15 protein-coding genes and 1 pseudogene are annotated in these 19,621 nt (G+C 67.2%); 3 read left to right on the top strand and 13 right to left on the bottom strand.

Annotation, left to right across the window (positions count from 1 at the left end):
• Complete coding sequence (locus ABC383_RS22330; protein ID WP_413017358.1) at positions 1-573, top strand: H-NS family nucleoid-associated regulatory protein; 573 nt, start codon at positions 1-3, stop codon at positions 571-573.
• Between the two features lie 45 nt (positions 574-618).
• On the opposite strand, the gene ABC383_RS22335 is transcribed toward ABC383_RS22330, so the two are convergent.
• Positions 619-1,308 (bottom strand): cupin domain-containing protein, encoded by a 690-nt coding sequence (locus ABC383_RS22335; protein WP_413017360.1) that lies wholly within the window; start codon positions 1,306-1,308, stop codon positions 619-621.
• Between the two features lie 180 nt (positions 1,309-1,488).
• Positions 1,489-2,739, bottom strand: a complete 1,251-nt coding sequence (locus ABC383_RS22340) for a glycoside hydrolase family protein (RefSeq protein ID WP_413017361.1) — start codon at positions 2,737-2,739, stop codon at positions 1,489-1,491.
• A 195-nt stretch (positions 2,740-2,934) separates the two neighbouring features.
• Between ABC383_RS22340 and ABC383_RS22345 the strand changes: the two are divergent.
• Together ABC383_RS22345 and ABC383_RS22350 are read left to right on the top strand one after the other, a co-directional pair.
• Positions 2,935-3,654: pseudogene (locus tag ABC383_RS22345) on the top strand (ribonuclease activity regulator RraA).
• Between the two features lie 350 nt (positions 3,655-4,004).
• Positions 4,005-4,853 (top strand): polyprenyl synthetase family protein, encoded by an 849-nt coding sequence (locus ABC383_RS22350; RefSeq protein WP_413017363.1) that lies wholly within the window; start codon positions 4,005-4,007, stop codon positions 4,851-4,853.
• A gap of 6 nt (positions 4,854-4,859) precedes the next feature.
• Here ABC383_RS22350 and ABC383_RS22355 read toward each other — a convergent pair whose 3' ends face one another.
• The 11 genes from ABC383_RS22355 to ABC383_RS22405 form a co-directional block, all read right to left on the bottom strand.
• Positions 4,860-5,789 carry a phytoene/squalene synthase family protein gene (locus tag ABC383_RS22355; protein ID WP_413017365.1) on the bottom strand — a complete coding sequence of 310 codons (930 nt, stop codon included), beginning with the start codon at positions 5,787-5,789 and terminating at the stop codon, positions 4,860-4,862.
• Between the two features lie 11 nt (positions 5,790-5,800).
• On the bottom strand, positions 5,801-7,279 hold the full coding sequence (locus ABC383_RS22360; protein WP_413017367.1) for a phytoene desaturase: 1,479 nt from the start codon (positions 7,277-7,279) through the stop codon (positions 5,801-5,803).
• Positions 7,276-8,445 carry a lycopene beta-cyclase CrtY gene (crtY, locus tag ABC383_RS22365; RefSeq protein ID WP_413017369.1) on the bottom strand — a complete coding sequence of 390 codons (1,170 nt, stop codon included), beginning with the start codon at positions 8,443-8,445 and terminating at the stop codon, positions 7,276-7,278. Before crtY ends, ABC383_RS22360 begins: the two co-directional genes overlap by 4 nt.
• Positions 8,438-9,721, bottom strand: a complete 1,284-nt coding sequence (locus ABC383_RS22370; protein ID WP_413017371.1) for a glycosyltransferase — start codon at positions 9,719-9,721, stop codon at positions 8,438-8,440. The genes crtY and ABC383_RS22370 overlap by 8 nt, the downstream gene beginning before the upstream one ends.
• Positions 9,718-10,443 (bottom strand): fatty acid desaturase, encoded by a 726-nt coding sequence (locus ABC383_RS22375; protein WP_413017372.1) that lies wholly within the window; start codon positions 10,441-10,443, stop codon positions 9,718-9,720. Before ABC383_RS22375 ends, ABC383_RS22370 begins: the two co-directional genes overlap by 4 nt.
• The gene (locus ABC383_RS22380) at positions 10,440-10,910 is read right to left on the bottom strand and encodes a sterol desaturase family protein (protein ID WP_413016455.1); all 471 of its coding nucleotides are present in this window, start codon (positions 10,908-10,910) and stop codon (positions 10,440-10,442) included. Before ABC383_RS22380 ends, ABC383_RS22375 begins: the two co-directional genes overlap by 4 nt.
• Positions 10,911-11,078: 168 nt before the next feature.
• Positions 11,079-11,492, bottom strand: coding sequence for an MAPEG family protein (locus ABC383_RS22385; RefSeq protein ID WP_413016457.1), 414 nt, complete (start codon positions 11,490-11,492; stop codon positions 11,079-11,081).
• A gap of 61 nt (positions 11,493-11,553) precedes the next feature.
• On the bottom strand, positions 11,554-11,763 hold the full coding sequence (locus ABC383_RS22390) for a hypothetical protein (protein ID WP_413016459.1): 210 nt from the start codon (positions 11,761-11,763) through the stop codon (positions 11,554-11,556).
• Positions 11,764-11,879: 116 nt separating this feature from the next.
• A complete protein-coding gene (locus ABC383_RS22395) occupies positions 11,880-14,147 on the bottom strand; it encodes a TonB-dependent receptor (RefSeq protein WP_413016461.1) in 2,268 nt (755 codons plus the stop codon).
• A 147-nt stretch (positions 14,148-14,294) separates the two neighbouring features.
• Complete coding sequence (locus ABC383_RS22400) at positions 14,295-16,979, bottom strand: bifunctional diguanylate cyclase/phosphodiesterase (RefSeq protein WP_413016463.1); 2,685 nt, start codon at positions 16,977-16,979, stop codon at positions 14,295-14,297.
• Positions 16,980-17,086: 107 nt separating this feature from the next.
• Complete coding sequence (locus ABC383_RS22405; protein ID WP_413016465.1) at positions 17,087-19,243, bottom strand: hybrid sensor histidine kinase/response regulator; 2,157 nt, start codon at positions 19,241-19,243, stop codon at positions 17,087-17,089.
• Positions 19,244-19,621: the final 378 nt, after the last annotated feature.

Below are 19,621 nucleotides of genomic sequence, written 5' to 3' on the forward strand. Positions count from 1 at the left end.
ATGATCAGCAATCTCGCATCCGCAAGGGCGTTACTGCAGGCCGACCTCGACCATGCCCGCAGCGTATTGGACCTGTGGGCCCACCAGGTGGCGGAGCTGGAAAAGGCATTGCAGCAGCTCGACGCGGTCAGCATGTCGCGCGACGGCCTGCGGGCACAGTATCAGGCAGCGAAAGGGGCAGGCCCGATGCTCGGCGCACCCGCCCCGATCGACAAGCCCGCCAGGCGCGGCAGGAAACCCAAGCAGGCAGGCAGCGCATCCGCAGCGTCCAAGGCAAGCGCGCATGGACCGGCAAAGCGGGACCGCAAGGCCGCGGTGGTCAGCGGCGCAGGGAAGACGCGGCCAGCCGGCAAGGCCAGGCGCGCGGCCTCCGGCAACGGCGCTGCGTCACCGAAATACCAGGACCCGGAATCGGGCAAGACATGGACCGGCAGGGGCCGCCATCCGCTCTGGCTCAAGGGCGACCCGAGCCAGTACCTGATCGGCGCCAATGGCGATGCCGCGTCCGTTGCGACAAGGCCAGGCAACGGCCCGGCGCATGGGCGCGAGGCAGCGCCTGCGCCGGCTGCGTAGAACCCTTCGCCGGCCCGGCGCGCCCGGCGTCCGCTGGCGGCGACGCTATACCGCATCCACCTCCCCGGTGGTGAAGTCGCCGGGCATCACGATCTCGAGCATTTCGACGTCATCGCTATGCCCGACTTCGCGATGGCGGATGCCTGGCGGCTGATGCACGCATGAACCGGCTTCCAGGCGGACGCGGCCCTGGCCTTCATACTCGAACTCGATCCAGCCCTTGAGGACGTACACCAGCTGGAAGCTGGTTGCATGCGCATGCGGCTGGCTGGAGAAATCGGTCCCCGCCGCCGCCCGGATCACATGCGCCGCCACCCTGCCGGCCGTCGCCTCCCTGATACCCAGGTCGCGATATTCAAAGAAGGACCGCAGGCCGCGCGTGAAGCCGGCGTCCTTTGCATGCGATACGACGAAACCTTGCGTTGTCATTGTTTGCTCCGTGGCTGTAAATGTGGTGCCGACATGCTGCTTGGGTTCGGCGCGAATGTCCAGGCTGCCACGCCTGCCGATGAGCTGACGCCGTCCCTGTGTGGACATGTGAACGGGCTCAAATGCCGGGCACGAAGCCAGCGTAGCCTGGGTTGAGCGCAGGCGAGACCCGGGTCGCCCCATCCCTGCGCAATACGCTTTCACCGCGGCGGCAAACTGATCGCCCGCTCCCTCCTTCAACAACACGAAGCGAAAAAGCTCGCACACGCCCTGATTGCCCATGATGAAAATGCCGTCGGGCGCCAACCGTCTTTTCACTTCGCCTGATGGAAGCGAATTTGATTGCTGCCGGCTTTGTTTTGGCGATCGGTGCGTCCCCGGGTTTCGTTTGCGCTCAATCCAGGCTACGCTTCCTCAATCCAAACTGCATTTGCTTGGCCACCGAACCCTCCCACTCCCAACAAAGCAAGCCCCGCCGCTCATTTCTCATTCCCGGCACCAGTCGCGGTCCGGCTGCTTGTTCAGCCGATGCGCCGCATCCACCACATCCTGCAATTCCACCGGGTCGCTGAACGGGTCTTCATCCAGCGCGGTGACGCGGTTCAGTTCCTTTTGCCAGCGGCGCAACTCGGCCACATAAGCCGGGTCCGGCACCCGGCGCAGGTCGCCATCCTCTTCAACCAGGTCGCACAGGCCGTTGTGCAGCCAGGCGCCGGTATGCCAGTCCGGCATGTCGACCGCGGGAAACAGGCAGATGCCCTGCAGGTCCATGCCGCGCTCCACCGCCGCCAGCGACTCCTCCATCACGTCGCACAGCCAGTCGGCGCGGCCGGCGCCCATGCCGCTGGTTTCGCCGATGATCATGGGCCGGCGGTAGCGCTGCCATACCGGGTCCAGCATCTCGCACAGCGGCACGATGCGGTCGTCATCCGGCGCCAGCGCGGCATGCGGACCGTGCTCGCGGTATTCCATCTGGCCGAAGGAATAATTGTTGGCGCCGACGATGTCGAGGATCTCCGGCGAGCCGCCGAGCTCGGGATGCTCGCGGCCGCACAGCATGTCCCAGGCGAGGAAGGTATCCACACAGGTTTCATGCCGCGCCGCCTCGATCAGATCTGGCCGGTCGCGTGGCGCGACTACATGTACGAGCGGGTCCATGTGCACCATCCTTGCCTCGGGGTCGACTTCGCGTATGGCGTTGGCGCCCGCGATCGCGGCCCGGCACAGGGCCACGCGCAGGCGCATGCGGTCCTCGCGGCTGTTGCGGTAGGGCGCGACCCATCCCCACTCGCCGCCACAGAAGGAGAAGAAGGTGATCTCGTTGATCGGCGTGAAGAAGTGCGGCCCGCGCACCCGCGGAACGACATACTGCGCGGCTGCCCGGCAGTAGGCCGCGAAGCGCTCGGTGAATGCCGGCCCGAACGGGTCGAGGTCATCCGGGTAGCCGTAATGGCAGAGGTCCCAGATGGGAATCATCTTGTTGGCATTCATTGCATTGATCAGCGCGTCGAGGCTGGAGAAATCCAGCCTGCCCTGCCGGTCCACCAGCGGCCAGGGGATGCCTTCGCGCGCCACGGCGATGCCAAGATCGTGGAGGATGCGGTAATCCTCCATCGCATGGCTGTCATGCCGGGTTTCGGCGACCAGGTTGCGGCGCCGCCGGTCTTTCCAGAGGAAGGTCGAACATTCGAATCCCGAAAGGAAAAAGGTGGGGAAGATACCCGGATGGCTGGTCATGTCGGCGCCCTTCATCGCTGGTGTAATGGAAAGACCGGCGCGGCACGATTAAGTTGCCGGCTTGCGCCCCGGGCCGATGCCGCGTGCAGCCGGCGCATGACCATGCGCCGCGGTCGCGGTCACACTCCGAAGGCGCCTTCGTCCTGCCGGATGGCGGCGCGTCCACCCTCAAGTTTCCGCAGTAGAAGGCATGACATGGGCGTTGATCCAGTTCCGCTGGACCCTGACATCGTCCGGCGCCTGTCGGGCGGGACGACCGCCACGCTGACCACGGTGTTGTTGAAGAAGGGCCTGCGCAAGGTCTGGCTGCGCGGCGCGATGCCGCTGGTGCCCGGCCAGCCGCGGCTGGTGGGCCGCGCCTTCACGTTTCGCTTCGTGCCGGCGCGCGAAGACCTGGCCACGCCGGCCTCGTGGGGCGCGCCGATCTCCACCCGCGCCGCGATCGACGCCATGCCCGAAGGCTGCATCGCCGTGGTCGGCGCAATGGACGTGACGGCGCCGGCATTTTCGGCGACATCCTGTGCGCGCATGCAAAAGCGCGGCGTGACCGCGCTGGTAACCGATGGCGTGGTGCGCGACGTGGCCGGCGTGCTGGGCACCGACCTGCCGACCTGGTGCCAGGGCGCGGCCGCGCCGCCTTCGGTGGCGGGCCTGACCTTCGTCGGCTGACAGAAGCCCATCGGCTGCGGCGGCGTTGCGGTGTTCCCTAACGACGTGGTGGTGCCCGACGGCGACGGCGCGGTGCTGATCCCGGCCGCCCTGCTCGACGAGGTGGTCGCGGCCTCGGTCGAACAGGAAAGGCTGGAAGCCTGGATCATGGAAGAGGTCAATGCAGGCGCGGCCTTGCCGGGCCTTTATCCGCCAAACGAGGAAAACCGCAAGCGCTACGAGGCCTGGGCCGGCAAGGCCGGCTGATGCCCATGTGCCGGGCCGCGCGGCAGCCGCCACGGACCCGGCAATTCTTTCCTGCCGTTACCAGATGCCAGCCGCAGGCGGCTTTCCGCCGACGCACGAGCAGCGGCCTGCACCTTAAAAGCTTGTTCAAATCGAAGGCAAGCGCATTTGATGATCAAAGTCAGCGTTTAAGCACAGCAAGGCGCGGCGCTTGGCGCTATTATTTTTGAGCCAGTTTCATGCCGGGCCGAAAGCACACTCCCGATACCCAGCGTCCGTAATGACGGACAGCGCGGGGCTTGCGCGCTGCATTCCCACGGAGCGTTTCCCGGCTGGCACCAACCGATCGACCATCAAGCGCCGAGGAAAAATTGCTAGTTGCCAATCCGCCCACTGCGATAGACCAGAACTGGATTGCCGATACACGGCGCCTGGTCGATCAGCATCTCGATACCCTGCTCGCTCCTTCACAGACATCGCCGGTCGCCGAGGCGATGCGCTACAGCGTGCTGGCCCAGGGCAAGCGCATCCGTCCCCTGCTCACGCTGGCGGTGGCCAGCTATTTCGGCGTGCGGCCGGCGGCGGCGATGCATGTGGCCTGCGCGCTGGAGATGATCCATTCGGCCTCGCTGATCCTGGACGACCTGCCCTGCATGGACAATGACCGCGAGCGGCGCAACCGCGTGGCCACCCATGTCCGTTACGGCGAAAGCCTGACCATCCTGGCGGCGGTCTCGCTGCTCACGCAAAGCTGCTGCACCATCGCCTCCCACCAGAGCCTGGAGCCGGACCTGCGGCTGAAGCTGGTGCAGATGCTGTGCGAAACCGTGGGCCCGCATGGCCTGTCGCTGGGCCAGTACATCGATCTGCATGGCGTGGCCGGCATGGCCACGCCTTCGGCCATCACCAACATCCATCACCTGAAGACCGGCGTGCTGTTCCTTGCCGCGGCGCGGGCCGGCTGCCTGATCGCCCGCGCCAGCCCGGCGCAGGAAGACAAGGTGATGCGCTTCACCAATAACATCGGCCTGGCCTTTCAGCTGCTGGACGACCTCAAGGACATGGACAGCCCCGGCACCAACATGGTGGCGCATATCGGCGTGTCCGGCGCGCATCGCCGCCTGCAGGATTACCTGGATGCGGCCAACGATGCGATCGCGGGCGAGCGCAACGCCGGCATGCTGCAAGGTTTTGCGGAAGCCTTCTTCAGGCGCGCTTAGAAGTTATTACAGGTCCGGATGGGTCCACAGCCCGCTGCGCGCCGCCTCGGCAGGCCGCCGCGCTTTCGCGTGAACCGCGACGAATCCACCCTGGAACAGGCGCAGCAGCTTGCGCCTGCCTGATACGCTGGTGCGCTGCTCCCAGGCAGCCGCGCCTTCGGCGCGCACCCGCAGGCCGATCTCGCGGTAGATCAGCAGCGCGCCGGCGATGGCCCAGGCGCAGCGCCACGGCAGTTGCGTCATGCCGATGCGGGCGGATGCGTAATACTGCTCGGCCAATTCCACCAGTTCGCAGGCCAGCGCATGCAGCGCGGGCAGGTGCTGCGGCTGCGCCGCCTCGCCCGGCGCGATGCCCTTCTGCGCCAGCCAGTCTTCCGGCAGGTAGCAGCGGCCGATGCGAAGGTCGTCCCGCACATCGCGGGCGATGTTGGTGAGCTGGAAGGCAATGCCCAGGTCGGCCGCCCGATGCATCACTTGCGCATCGCGCACGCCCATGATGCGGGCCATCATCACGCCCACCACGCCTGCCACGTGGTAGCAATAGCGCAGCGTGTCGTCCAGAGTGTGGAAGCGCTGTTCGCGCGCATCCATCGCAAAGCCTTCCAGCAGTTCGAACAGGTGGCGCCGGGGCAGCGCATGCCGCCGCACCACCTGGCCCAGCGCGGCAAAGGCCGGGATGTCGCTGGCATGGCCGTCGCATACCCGCGCCGTCTCGCGCTGCAGCGCCTGCAGCCGCGCTTCCTTTTCCTGCCGGCTCAGTTCCTGGGCGTCATGGCCCAGGGTCTGGCCGTCGATCACGTCGTCGCAGTGGCGGCACCAGGCATACAGCATCATCACGCTGTCGCGGGTGTCGCGGTCGAACAGCATCGCGGCCTTGGCAAAGCTCTTCGAGCCCTGCCGGATGCTTTGCTGGCTGTAGGCGGAAATGTCCTGCATCGCGGCCTCCGTCACGCGGCGCTCCGGGCGGGCTGTTCATCCAGGATGATGCGCGCGGTGGCCTTGGCCGAGCCGACCACGCCGGGGATGCCGGCGCCGGGATGGGTGCCGGCGCCGACGAAATACAGGCCGGGTATCTGCTGGTCCTTGTTATGGGTGCGGAAATAGGCGCTCTGCCACAGCACCGGCTCCAGCGAGAAGGCCGAGCCGACATGGGCGTTGAGTTCGTCGCGGAAGTCGCAGGGCGTGAAGATGCGCGAGGTGACGAGGTCGCGCTTTAAGTCCGGTATGTAGTGCTGCTCCAGGTAGTCGAGGATGCGGTCGCGGTAGCGCGGGCCTTCGCTTTCCCAGTCGATGTCGGCATTGCCCAGGTGCGGCACCGGCGCCAGCACGTAATAGGCGCTGTGGCCGGGCGGCGCGAGCGACGGATCGGTGACGGTAGGCGCATGCAGGTAGAGCGAAAAATCGTCCGCCAGCGTGGCGCCATGGAAGATGTCCTTCAGCAGTTCGCGGTAGCGCGGGCCGAACAGCACGGTATGGTGCTCCAACCCCGGCCGCGTGCCCTTCAGGCCGAAGTAGATCACGAACAGCGACATCGAGAAGCGCTTCTTCTTCAGGGCGGCCGCCTTGCGCTGCGCCGGCGGATGCTGGCGCAGCAGCTTCTCGTAGGTATGCACCACGTCGGCATTGCTGGCGGCAAGGAGGCAGGGCAGGCGCTCGCCGGAGCGCAGCCGCACTGCCGCCACCCGGCCCTGCTCGACCAGGATCTCGTCCACCGGCGCATTCAACCGGATCTCGCCGCCGAGGTCGGTAAAGAGCTTGATCATGCCGCGGATCAGCGCCCCGGTGCCGCCCTGCGGGAAGGTCACGCCCCACTGCCGTTCCAGCGCATGGATCAGCGCATAGATGGACGAGGTCTCGAACGGATTGCCGCCCACCAGCAGCGAATGAAAGCTGAAGGCCTGGCGCAGGTGCGGGTCCTTGATGAAGCGCGAGACGATGCCGTAGACGCTGCGGTAGCTTTCCAGCTTGATCAGTTGCGGCGCCACCTTCACCATGCTGCGGAAGTCGGGGAACGGCACATGGCCCAGCTTGATGTAGCCTTCTTCCAGCACCGCCTTGGAATAGTCGAGGAAGCGGCGGTAGCCTGCCACGTCGCCCGGCGACTTGGCGCCGATCTGCCGGTCCAGCGCCTCCTGGTCGTTCACGTAATTGAAGCAGTAGCCGTCTTCCCAGCACAGGCGGTAGAAGGGACTGACAGGCAGCAGCTTCACATAGTCGTCCAGCCGCCGGCCCGACAGCGCGAACAGTTCCTCCAGCGCGGTGGGGTCGGTGATGACGGTCGGCCCGGCGTCGAAGGTGAAGCCCTGGTCTTCATACACATAGGCGCGGCCGCCCGGCTTGTCGCGCTGTTCCAGCACGAGTGTCGGTATGCCGGCCGACTGCAGCCGGATGGCGAGCGCAAGGCCGCCGAATCCGCTGCCGATCACGATGGCTTTGATGATGTTCCCCTTTCGATGTTGGCCATGGCCATGAATGCCGCGCCCAGTGGCACCGGCGGCTTGCCGGACAGGATGCGCAGCTTGTCGGCCCAGGTCAGGCGGGCTGCATAGAAGCGTTCGATGCGCGCCTGCGGCAGGCCGTAGAAGCGCTGCAGCAGGCGGTAGCGCTGCGCCGGCGCGCTGGCGAAGAACAGCATGCGGTTCAACAGGCGCATGAAGAGCTGGCCGCGCCACTGCGCGACGGACCTGGCGCGGATGCAGTCGCCCGCTTCCGACAGCGCCGGCAGCGCCGCGATCTCGTCGGCCAGGCGCACCGCGAACGGCAGCGAATAGCCGGTGGTGGCATGGAACAGCCCGGCGCGCAGGCCGCTGCAGGCCAGCTGCGCCGGCTTGTCGCGCCAGAAGCGCTCGATGTCGCCCGACAGCGCAATCGGCAGCACGCCGCTCTCTTCCCGTTCCACGCGCTCGACCTGCCAGCCGCGTGCGGCGATGTAGTCGTCGATGCGGCGCCGCAGCGCTGCCTCGTCCAGTGCGGGTGCGCCGCTGTAGTAGGTGTCCTCGACCAGGATGCGGCGCTCGTCCAGCGGCAGCGTATAGACGAAGCGGTAGCCGTCGTCCTGCGACACGGTGGCGTCCATGATGACGGGCAGCGCCTGGCCATGCGGCTGGCGCAGCAGCACCTCGCGGCCGACGAACTTCTGCCAGGCATAGCGCATATGCGGCGAGGCGGCATGGCCGCGGCCGTCGATCACCAGGCCGGCCGGCTGCCATGCGCCATTGATGCGGGCGCCGGTGGCGCTTACCTCGTCCACGATAGCGCCGAGCAGCACCGCGTCGCCCAGCGCCGGCTGCAGCACCTGATGGAAGCGGTCGGCGCTGATGCTGTAGCAGGGCGTCGACAGCCGGCGCCGGTGCGCCGGAAAGCGCACTTCGTAGCCGGGCCAGCGGTGCGCCACCAGCGGCGCCAGCCAGGCATGCTGCGCCGGCGTCAGGTCGGGATGATAGTAGGACCAGGTATGGTTGCCGCCCAGCGTCGCGCCGCGTTCCACCAGCAGGATGCGCAGTTCCGGCCGCGTCTGGCGCAGCCGCCAGGCGATCAGGCCGTTGGCCAGGCCGCCGCCGATCAGCAGCACGTCAAGCGGTGCGTCAACCATGACCAAGCGCCTCCTCGATGGCATGGCAGCCGGCCTGTACGCCATCCTCGGCGCGACTCGGCCCGGCCAGCCGGGCCGCCGCCTCATGCATGCGCTCGTCGGCCAGGGCGCGCGCCAGCGCGGCGCGCAGCGCATGGCGGCCGGCGCGCCGCTTCGGCAGCACCAGCGCCGCGCCCGATGCGCGCAGCCGCAGCGCATTGTCCATCTGGTCGTGCGCATGGGGCACGATGACTTGCGGCTTGCCGGCCCGCAGCGCCTTGAACGAGGTGGCGACGCCGCCGGAATGCACGATCACCGCCGCATGCGGAAACAGGGCCTCGAACGGCGCATAGCCGATGCGCAGCGCGCCTTCGGGCAGCGGTTCCGGCAGATGCGCAGCGGCCGCCAGTCCGCCCGTCACCAGCAATGCCCGCATGCCCAGCGCCAAAGCAGCCGCCAGGCCATCGGCATAGAAGTCGCCGGCGTCATTGCTGGCCGCGGAGCCGAGCGTGAAGACCGCCAGCGGCGCATCGTTGCGCGCCAGGAAGCGCTGCAGCGCATCCGGCAGCGCCGGCGCCTCGTCCAGGTACAGCGCGGTGCCGGTCTGCACCGCGGCCGCCGGCCAGTCGGGCTGCGGGCCGCCCAGCAGCGGCGAGAACATCGCCAGCACCCGGCGCGGCGAATGCTGGCCCTCGTACAGCGGATGCTCGCGCGAGGCGATGCCCAGTTCGGCGCGCAGGGCCAGCACCGGGTCGAGCCAGCGCTCGGTATGCTGCCTGACATAGCCGAACACCTTGCCGTGGAGTTCGGGCGAGCGGCCGCACAGCCAGGACAGCGGCGCGAACGGCAGGTAATTGGGCCGTTCGTGCAGCGAGAAGAAGGACATCGGCTGCAGCACCGCCGAGACCCAGGGCACGCCGGTCGCGGCCGCCACCAGCGGCGCGGCCAGCGCCATCAGCGACTGGCTCACCAGCATATCGGCGCCGCGGCTGGCCTCGGCCAGGTCGGCATAGCTGTGGCGTATCGCCGGACCCAGGTAATGGCGATAGACGAATTCGCCGCCGCTCCTGGGATGCATGTAGCGGCGGTGGAAGGCCGGCGTATTGTCGGGGTCGGGCCGCATGTGGCGAAAGCCCAGCCCGGCCCGCGCCACATGCGCTTCATGCGCGGCATTGGTGGCGACCGTGACACGGTGCCCGCGCCGTCGCAGCTCGCTGCCCAGCGCCAGGAAGGGATGCAGGTCGCCCAGCGAGCCGGAGGTCGCGAACACGATGTGGCGGGAAGGCGGGCTATTCATCGCGACCGCGCTCCCGGCAGGCGCCACCACGGCGTGCCCGGCCGCAGGTGATGCTCGTGGTGATAGCCGAAGTGAAAGCAGGTCAGCAGCGACAGCAGGTAACCGAATTCATTGCTGCGCGCCCGGTGGTGGTCGGCGAACTGGGCGGCGCCGTGGCCGTCGATATGGCGGTGCGGCAGGAAGGTGCCGAAATAGAACAGCTGCAGCGAGGACACGATGCCCGGCACGGCGAAGAACAGCAGGATGTTCCAGACGCTGGCGCCCAGCAGCAGATAGGCCGACACCCGCAGCGCCATCACCGCCAGTTCGCGCCAGCCGAAATAGGTAGTCAGGAATTGCAGGTACCAGCGCAGCGGCCGGCTGGCATGGGCAACGGCGAAGTCCGGGTCCTGCGCGCTGCCGGAATGACGGTGATGCAGGTCATGCTTGGGCTTGATGCGGCCGAAGGAAAAGCCGGCATACAGCAGCAGCGCCAGCCTGCCCACCAGGTCGCCGCCGGCGCGCCGCGCCGGCCACAGCGAGCCATGCATCGCGTCATGCGCCACGATGTACATGCCCACCGACAGCCAGGTCAGCAGCACAGCCAGCAGGGCCGCCTGCGGCAGCGCCCACGGCGCGTTCCAGTCGAACAGGAACACCGCATACAGGTGCAGCGTGGTCCATGCGGCGATGATGGCCGTGGCCAGCGCCATGCCGATGCGGCCCTGCCTGGCGGGGTTCATGGCTGGCGATCGCCGCCGCGCAACTCGCGGCGTATCGCCTCGACCGGCGGCGCATACAGGAAACCGAAGGAAACGCCGTTCTCGCGGGTGCGCACGGCATGGTGCAGATGATGCGCAGTGGCCAGCCGGTGCAGGTAGCCGCTTTTTGGCCGCCATGCCAGCGGCAGGCGCCGATGGATGATCACATCGTGCAGGATGCCGTACAGCATGCCGTAGATCGTGATCCCCAGCGCGATCCACCACAGCCACGGCCGGCTCGCGCCGACCATGAACAGCAGGATGGTGGCGGCGGCGAACACGATGGCATACAGGTCGTTTCGCTCCCAGCCCGCGCCCTTGGGCGCTTCATGGTGCGAGCGGTGCCAGCCCCAGCCGAAGCCATGCATCACATGCTTGTGGACCAGCGCAACCGCGAACTCCATCGCAAACAGCGTGGCAACCAGAAGAAAAAGGTGAAAAGGGTTCATGCCTGCGGGGAAACAGCCTGGTGGGGAGGGAAGGAAATGTCCTGAACCCAACAGTCGCATGAAACCGGCCGCGGCCGCAGCGCGGCGCACAGGCTTGTTGATCTCGTTCAAACAGGCGGGAGGCGCCTGGTCCGGCCGGCGGCGCAGGCGCCGGCTCGGCGTGCGATGTCAGGCGGGGCCGGCGAGCGCGGCGAGCGCCCCCGAGGCATGCGCCAGCAGCAGGTAGAGCGACGCCACCAGCAGCGACGCCAGCGTCAGCGCCATGCCGGCCACGCGGAAGCGGAAGTCTTCCGGGCTGCGGCTGACGCCCCAGGCGTGCAGCACCCGGCCCAGCAGCAGCGCCAGGCCCAGCGCATGGACCAGCACGGCGGAAGCAGGTGCGATCTCGACCAGGTAGATCAGCAGCAATGCCAGCAGAACATATTCGGCGAAGTTGGCATGGGCCCGCATGGCCCGCAGCATGCGCTCGTCGCCGCTGTCGCCGATGGCGATGCGCAGCCGGCGGCGCAGGCGCAGGGTGCGCACGCTCAGGACGGCATAGAGGATGGCCAGCAGCGCGGCATACAGGCTTACCGCGGTCATGCACCGGCCCGGGAGGAAATGACGAGGGAGGAAGAGGACATTGCCGGGCTGCCCTGCGGGCTCAGCGCGGCGTCTTCTCGTCCGGCGCCGGCGGGTCAGGCGGGACGCGCTGCGGCTTTACGGCCTTGCCGTAGCGTGCCGGCGTTTGCTGCATGCTGTCGGCCGCGCGCCGCAGGTCGCTGACGCGCTCGCCCTGCCGGCGCACCCGTTCACGCAAGCTCTCCAGGCTGGGAGGAGCGCTGGATGAGGATTGATCATTCTGGTGGTTCACATGAGTCCCCTGCGAATGGCGTCTGGGGATTCTAAGGTTGTATTTTTAATGCATCCAAGCCCGGCGTTCGCGAGTGTTGTTATTTCACACGACGCCGGGCCAGCCGGCGCCGGCTCCTACAACCAGGAATAGCGCATGCCTATCCAGATGCCGCGCGGCGCGCCGTAGCCGCGAAACTGCTCGCCCACCGCGTTGGCGCCGTCGAAGCTGCGGCCGGGGCCGGTGAAGGCGTTCAGGCCCAGCACGCCGAGGTTGGCGTATTCCCGGTCGAACAGGTTGTTGACGCGGGCGAACAGTTCCCAGCCCTTGGCCACCGTGTAGCGGGTGTCGAGATTGACCACGGTATAGCCGGGCACCTTGCCGCGCGCATCGCTGTTGTTCTCGTCGCCGCGGGCATGGCTGCTGCCGGCATACAGCAGGTTGGCGCCGACGTCCCACTGCGGCGTCAGCGCATAGCCCAGACGCAGCTTCAGGCTGTGGCGCGGTATGCCGGGAATGCGGTCGCCGCTGCGCACGGCGATCGCGCCGTTCGCGTCCGCGCTGGTATTGGCCGGGCTGGTCTCGGCGAAGCCGGTGCGGTAGGTCGCGTCGGTGTAGCCGTAGCGCGCGCTCGCCGACAGCGCGCCCCATGTGCCGTTGACGCCCAGTTCCAGCCCCTGGCGCCGGGTCTGGCCGACGTTCTGGAAATAGCCGGCATTGGTGGCCACGCCGCCGCTGGCGATGAACTGGATGTCGTCGTCCAGCACGGTATGGTAGACCGCCGCGCTCCACGACAGGCCTTCCCCCGCCTTGCCGCGCGCGCCCAGTTCCATCGTCCTGGCCACCACTTTTTTCAGCGGCGGATCGGCCAGGAAGCTGTTGGGCAGCTTGCAGGGCGCCTGCGGGTCGGCGCAGGTCAGTTCGATCGGCGTCGGCGCCCGCATCCCCTCGTTGTAGCTGACATAGGCGGTGGCCTGTGGCGTCGGATTGAAATTCAGGCCAACCGCCGGGTTGAAGCGGGAAAAGCGATGGCTGCCGTTGAGCTCGGGCGCCTCGCCGCTCTGGTCGCGGATGCTGACACGCGCGAGGTTGTAGCGGCCCGACAACGTCATCGTCCAGCGCTCGTTGAACGCCAGCACGTCCGACAGGAACAGGCCGTAATAGCGGTTGCGGGTCCTGGCGTCGGTCTCGGGCTCGAAGTCGCCGGCGCCGATGGTGCCGCGGCTGGCGGTGAATACCGCGGGCTGGGTTTCCTGGCTGTAGCGGGCGTTGCCGATATCCACCGTGCCGCCGGCGACGAACTGGTTCTTCATCCCGGCCAGCTGGCCGGACACGGTCAGCTGCAGGCCGGCGCCATAGCTGTGCTGGCGGATGCCGGCGCGGTCGTTGTGGGCCTGGTTGGCGTCGATAGCGCCATTCTCCAGCTGGCCGAAGTCATCGTTGACGTTGCTGGAGACGTTGCGGTTGCGGTAGTTGCGGTAGTACAGGTTCCCGCCCAGCAGCACGTCGTCATTGAGGAAGCGGCTGCCCTTGGCGGTCAGGAACATCAGCTTGTTCTCGTTGCGGTCCGGGTAGGTGTAGGCCTGCCGGATGTTCTCGGAGAAGGACCTGGGCAGGGTCTGGGTGCCTTCCAGCCGGTTGTCGGCGGCGGTCAGGCTGACGTCGAGGTCGGTGTCGCTGGTCTGGTAACCGACCTTGCCGAAGAACTGCTGGACGCGGCTGCCGTTGTGCTCGGCCCAGCCATGGTCGCGCGCGACATTGCCGGTAACGAAATAGTCGAGGTTGCCGCTCTTGCCGCCCTGCTCGAATTCCACCGCGCGGCGGCCGAAGGAGCCGGTGGACAACTGCACCGCGCCGCCCGGATAGGCGCTGCCGCTCTTGGTATAGACCGCCAGCGCGCCGCCCAGGGTGTTCAGGCCGAAAGCGGGATTGGAGCCGGGAATGAGCTGCATGTTGGCGATGGCCGACTGCGGCAGCAGGTCCCAGTTGACGGTGTCGCCGAAGGGCTCGTTGATCCGCACGCCGTCCTGGAATACCGACAGGCCCTGCGGCACGCCCAGGAGCGGCGATGCGGTGAAGCCGCGGAAACTCACGTCGGGCTGGTGGGGATTGCCCTGCGCCGCATTGACCGTCACGCTGCCGGCGTTCTGTTCCAGGTGGTCCGTCAGGGTCAGCTGGCGCTGCTGCTCCATCGTGCGACTGTTCAGAATTTGAACATTGGCTGGCACATTTTGTATCGCTGTGCCCAGTCCGGGCAGCATCGAGGTGCCCACGACTTCGACGGTGGGCAGTTCCAGCGCTTCGGCCGGGTTTTCCTGGGCAAGGACAAGGGCGGGATCGGCCAGCGCGCCGGCCAGGGCGGCCAGCAGCGCGGTGCGCCGGAATGGAACAGCGGCATGCGTCATTCGATGTCTCTCCATGTTTGTCTTTTTTGTGTTTTTTATAATACGGCCGAAGCATAGCAAACGTGGCCGGGAAAACTGACGGCGGCTGCCGCTTGCAGGCCGGCATGAAGAGAGCAAGAAACATGCGCGCCGCCCGGGCGCGGCGCATCAGACCGCTGCCGGGAAGGCGCAGGGCGGCAGCACCGGCTGCATGTCGCCGGGCGGCAGCGGGCGGGAGATGTAGTAGCCCTGCACCTCGTCGCAGTGCAGCGAGCGCAGCAGCGCGATCTGGGCGGCATTTTCCACGCCCTCGGCCACCACCCGCATGCCCAGCGCATGCGCCATCGTGACGATCGCCGTGAAGAACACCTTGCCTTCGGCCGACTGTTCCATGCTGGCGGTGAAGGTCTGGTCTACCTTGAGCACGTCGAAGTCCAGCCGGTGCAGTTGCGACAGCGAGGAATAGCCGGTGCCGAAGTCATCCACCAGGATCTTCACGCCCTGCTTCTGCAGCATCATCAGGGTGCGCGACACCGCCGAGTCCTGGCCCATGACCGATGACTCCGTGATCTCCAGTTCCAGCAGGTGCGACGGCACCCGGTGCCGCGACAGCGCCGCCGTGACCAGGCTGCCGACATCGGCATTGCTGAACTGCTGCGCCGAGACATTGACCGATACCGGCACCAGCGCGCCGCCATGCGCCGCCCAGCGGGAAATCTGCTCGCACACCATGTCGAGCACCATCTCGCCCAGCGCCACGATCATGCCGGTCTCTTCCGCCAGGCCGATGAATTCGGCCGGCTCCAGCAGGCCGCGGGCCGGATGCCGCCAGCGCACCAGCGCCTCCAGGCTCAGCGTCAGGCCGCTGGCGATGTCGACCCGCGGCTGGTACACCATCTCGAATTCATGGCCGGCAATGGCGCGCCGCAGCTCGGCCTCGCGGTCCAGCCGCTCGCGCAGCGCGTGGTAGAACTTGGCTTCGTAGAACTGGTAGCCGGCCTTGCCGTGGGTCTTGACCGAATACATCGCGATGTCGGCCTTTTCCAGCAGGGTCGACGCATCCTCGCCATCGGTGGGGAACAGCGCAATGCCGATCGAGGTGCCGACCGAATGCACGCCCTGGCTCAGGCGGAACGACTGGCGGAATGCCTGCTGCACCCGGTCGGCCACATGGGCGGCGTCGATGCGGTGCTCGATGCTTTCGATGATGACCACGAATTCGTCGCCGCCGAAGCGCACCACCTTGTCGTGCGGCCGCACCGCTTCCTGCAGGCGGTGCGCGGCGTGTTTCAGCAGTTCATCGCCGGCGGCATGGCCGGCGGTGTCGTTGACCTTCTTGAAGCCGTCCAGGTCGATGAACAGCAGCGCCAGGCGGGCGCCGTTTTCATTGGCATGCCGCAGGGCCTGCGGCAGATAGGACTGTATCCAGTGACGGTTGGGAAGGCCGGTCAGCACGTCCTCGTTGCCGCGCCGCTTCAGTTCCGCCACATGGGCCTTGGCTTCGCTGATGTCGCGCAGCCGCACCGCCAGGTTGTCGCCGGAACGGATGATCTTGAGGTGCGCCCAGCGCAGCCGCAGCGCGGTGTTGCCCGGCACGTCGATCTCGTTTTCATACGTGCCGTTCTGCGTGGCCTGCATCAGGTAGTCCATGAACATGCCGGTATCGAGACTGCCGCGGAAGGCGGAGACGGTCTTGCCGATCAGCTCCGAGGGCCGGACATTGAAGAATTCCGCGCCCTGCTGGTTGCAGTCCAGCACCACGAAGTCCTGGATGGCGCCATGGCGGTCCGGCACCGGCTGGACGATATAGAAGCCCTCGCTGCCCTCCTCGGTGGCCAGGCGGTAGGTGGCCTGCGCCATGCCCAGGCGGTGCTTGCGCCAGGCCAGCTCGGTGTTGAGTGCGATGGCCAGTGCGGTGAGCAGGGCCAGCGCGGCGCTGGCCCAGCCCGCATACCGGATCGCGGCATGGCGGCTGGCATGGAATTCGGCCAGGGTAGCGGCCTCGTCCAGCCCAACCAGCGCCGTGATGTCATAGCCACGCACCGGATGCCAGCCAAGATAACGGGCTCGCCTGTCCTCGAAGACCTCGGCCCCATGGTGGCGGCTACCGCTGGCCGGGCTCAGCGACGGGTGGGAGGTAAAGGCCTGCATTTCGGGCGGGAGCACGTTGTCGCCGATGCGCACCAGCTCCATGGGCGGGTTGGCGCTGACCATCGCCAGCAGGCCCTGCGCGCCGAGGACGATAGGGTCGTAGTTCGCGGTGAAAAACGTGGTGCTGACGGACACCATCACGATGCCGGCGAACTGGCCGCGGTCATCCACCAGCCGGCGCGAAACATGGACCACATTGCGCTTGGCCATCCTGCCGAAAATCGGCGGATCGATGACCAGCTGATCTGCCTTCGCTTCACGCTGCCGCAGGAAATACCCTCGGTCGCCCAGATAACCCAGCTCGCCGTCACGCAGCGTGGTGCTGAAGGCGTTGCCGTCGGCATCCACCAGGGTGACGTAGTACAGCGCCGGCGGCGGAAACAGGCCGTCGCTGGCCAGCTGCTCCAGGCGCAGGCGGCCGCCCGAGAGCTGCCATTCCAGCCTGACATGCCGGGTTACCTGGTCGATCGAATCGAGGCTGCGCGCCAGCCGGTCGGCATGGGTGCGGGCCAGCGCATTGGCTTCGCGCAGCGCGCGCTGTTCCACCGCCTGATGGGCTTCCTTCAGGTTGGCCAGCAGCACGCCCCAGCCGATCAGCGCAATGGCCATCGAGAACAGTAGCCACGCCATGAAGATGGCCGGATTGCGGCGCAGGAAACCGAGCTTGTCGAGCAGGCTGGCCTGGGTCACCTTCTGATGCAATCGATCGCTTTGCACTGGTATCCCGCACGAGATCGTGGTTGAGATGAAACCCGTTACAAGTCGCCGCCCTGTGCTGCAACGGCTTCAGGCCGCCGTCCGGCCTGCCCTTACTTTCCCTGCCTGCGGCCGGCATGCGCCAGCAGCGCCGCCAGCGCCGCCGGGTCGGCCGGCTTCACCAGGTAATGGTCGAATCCCGCTTGCATCGAACGCAGCCGGTCGAAGCGCTGGCCATAGCCGGTGATGGCAACCAGCAGCGCGCCTCGCGTCTGCGGCAGCGCGCGCAGGCGGCTGGCCAGTTCGTTGCCGTCGATGCCCGGCAAGCCGATATCGAGCAGGAAGGCATCCATGGGCATGCGCTCGGCGAGCGCCAGCGCTTCATGCGGATCATGGAGGATGCAGACTTCGTGGCCTTCGTTTTCCAGGTACATGCCGAGCATCTGGGCGGCGTCGACATTGTCATCCACCACCATGACCCTGAGCGCAGCCGGCTCGGCCTGGGCATGGTGGTCGCCATCCCGGCCCGACGGCGTGGCGTCGAACACGCCCAGCCGGGGCAGCGTGACGACGAATTCGCTGCCGCAGTCCTGTCCCCGGCTCACGGCCCGCACGCTGCCCGCATGCAGTTCCACCAGGCTCTTGACCAGCGGCAGGCCCAGGCCCAGGCCGCCCTGGGACCGGTCGGACGGCCGCTCGGCCTGTGAAAACAGGTCGAACACATGGGGCAGCAATTCGGCGCTGATGCCGATGCCGTTGTCGCTCACATGCAGCCGCGCCTCCTGGCCATCGGCTTCCAGCCAGAGCGCCAGGTGCCCGCCTTCCGGGGTGTACTTGGCGGCATTCGACAGCAGGTTGGCCAGCACCTGCACCAGCCGCTTGGCGTCGCCCAGCACCAGCACCTCGTCGGTCGGCGCCTGCATGGCCAGGTTGTGCCGGCGCGACTCGATCAGCGGCCGCACCTGCTCCACCGCGTCGGCCATCACCTGCTGCAGCGGCACCCGCTGCCGCTCCAGCACGATCAGGCCGCGCGTCACCCGCGACACATCCAGCAGGTCGTTGATCAGGCTGGTCATGTGGCTCACCTGGCGCGTGATCACGTCGCTGGTGCGGCTGATCCGCTCCTCGCTCTGCCGGCCCAGCTTGAGCAGCTGCGCAGCGGTGCTGATCGGCGCCAGCGGATTGCGCAGCTCATGCGCCAGCATCGCCAGGAACTCGTCCTTCCTGCGGTCGGCCTGGCGCAGCGCCTCCTGCGTGCGCACCCGCTCGATCACGTTCCAGACCCGCTCGGCCATGTCCTCCAGCAGCTGCAATTCGTCGTCGCCCCAGGCGCGCGGCTGATGGTGGCACACCAGCAGGAAGCAGACGGAGCTGCCATGCCGGCCCAGCGGCAGCGCCACGGCGGCGGCCAGTTCGGGCCAGCCGGCCGGCGCCTGGCGCGCCAGGTCGGCGCAGGCCCAGCTGCGCCCTTCCTGCAGCGCCGTGAGCATCTCCGCCGGGAAGATCGAGGCGGCATGCCGGCCGCCCAGTTCCGGCATGGCGCCGGCGTTGTAGCCATGGCGGCACAGCACGGCCTGCTGCGCCGGGTCGAGTTCGGCGTACAGCACCTGGGACACGCCCAGGTAACGGCCCGCGATCTCGCTGCTGTGGGCGTAGATGCGGTCCGGACCGGGCTGCTGGCGCAGCAGTTCGGCAATGTCGAGCTGGAACGACTGCCGCTGCTCGGCGCTGCGCAACTGCTGCAGCATGCTGCGCAGATGGGCGGTATTGCTGATCTCGGTACGCAGGGTGCGCAGGCTCTGCTCGAGCGTCTGCTCGGTCTGCAACTGGTGGGAAATCATCTGCGCCAGCAATTCCAGCGCGCGCAGGGTTTTGGGCTCGGACAGGCGCGCCGGCACCCTGTCCAGTCCGCACAGGGTGCCGAAGTAGGCCCCGGTGCTGGTATGCAGCGGCATCGAGAAATAGCTTTCGAAGCCATAGATCTGCGGCGTGGGATGGCGGCAGTACTGGATATCCTCGCTGACGTGGTCGATGACGATGGGCCGGCCTTCGTCATGCACCTCGCGGCACAGCGTGGTGGCGATGTCGAGCTGGTCGCCGGGCCGCATGCCGAAGCCGAGCTTGTCCAGCACCGCGCAGGCGGTCCAGGAGGTATCGGTGACGCGGGCCACGCAGATGAAACGCAGCGTGGTCAGGTCGCTGACCAGCTCAAGGATGGTGGGAAGGGCGCTGATTGCCTCGATAGCGGCAATGTCGGCGGAATGGTTCATCGAGCTTGAATCTTTCTGTCGCCGCAACGCCCCGGCAAGCCCGGTGTGGCGTCGCAGCATCGCGCTTGCTTGCGTGTTGATGCCAGAAGTGTAAGGCAGGCTGTGCGACTAACGCCCTGCCACACATGCCGATCCCTGTTTTGGCGCAAGCACAATTCTGTCCGGAAATGCAAATCCGGCGGCAGGCAGTAACACCTTGGCGCGCAAGCAAAGCATGGCGCGCCCCATCTGCGAAGATGGCGGCAAGGATGACGAAACGTTGCCATTTCCACCATGGATACGCATATGGACACGAACAAGCCAACACCTATCCAGGTCTTTCTCGATCTTGACGGCGTCTTCGCCGACTTCGATGCGCGGGTGATGCGCCTGACCGGC

The organism is Noviherbaspirillum phoenicis (assembly GCF_047237965.1).
Classification (GTDB): Bacteria; Pseudomonadota; Gammaproteobacteria; order Burkholderiales; family Burkholderiaceae_D; genus Noviherbaspirillum_A.

Coding starts and splice junctions, on each gene's coding strand:
- ABC383_RS22330 (WP_413017358.1), top strand. CDS start 1: ATGATCAGCAATCTCGCATCCGCAAGGGCGTTACTGCAGGCCGACCTC.
- ABC383_RS22340 (WP_413017361.1), bottom strand. CDS start 2,739: ATGACCAGCCATCCGGGTATCTTCCCCACCTTTTTCCTTTCGGGATTC.
- ABC383_RS22355 (WP_413017365.1), bottom strand. CDS start 5,789: ATGCAGGACATTTCCGCCTACAGCCAGCAAAGCATCCGGCAGGGCTCG.
- crtY (WP_413017369.1), bottom strand. CDS start 8,445: ATGGTTGACGCACCGCTTGACGTGCTGCTGATCGGCGGCGGCCTGGCC.
- ABC383_RS22370 (WP_413017371.1), bottom strand. CDS start 9,721: ATGAATAGCCCGCCTTCCCGCCACATCGTGTTCGCGACCTCCGGCTCG.
- ABC383_RS22375 (WP_413017372.1), bottom strand. CDS start 10,443: ATGAACCCCGCCAGGCAGGGCCGCATCGGCATGGCGCTGGCCACGGCC.
- ABC383_RS22380 (WP_413016455.1), bottom strand. CDS start 10,910: ATGAACCCTTTTCACCTTTTTCTTCTGGTTGCCACGCTGTTTGCGATG.
- ABC383_RS22385 (WP_413016457.1), bottom strand. CDS start 11,492: ATGACCGCGGTAAGCCTGTATGCCGCGCTGCTGGCCATCCTCTATGCC.
- ABC383_RS22395 (WP_413016461.1), bottom strand. CDS start 14,147: ATGACGCATGCCGCTGTTCCATTCCGGCGCACCGCGCTGCTGGCCGCC.
- ABC383_RS22405 (WP_413016465.1), bottom strand. CDS start 19,243: ATGAACCATTCCGCCGACATTGCCGCTATCGAGGCAATCAGCGCCCTT.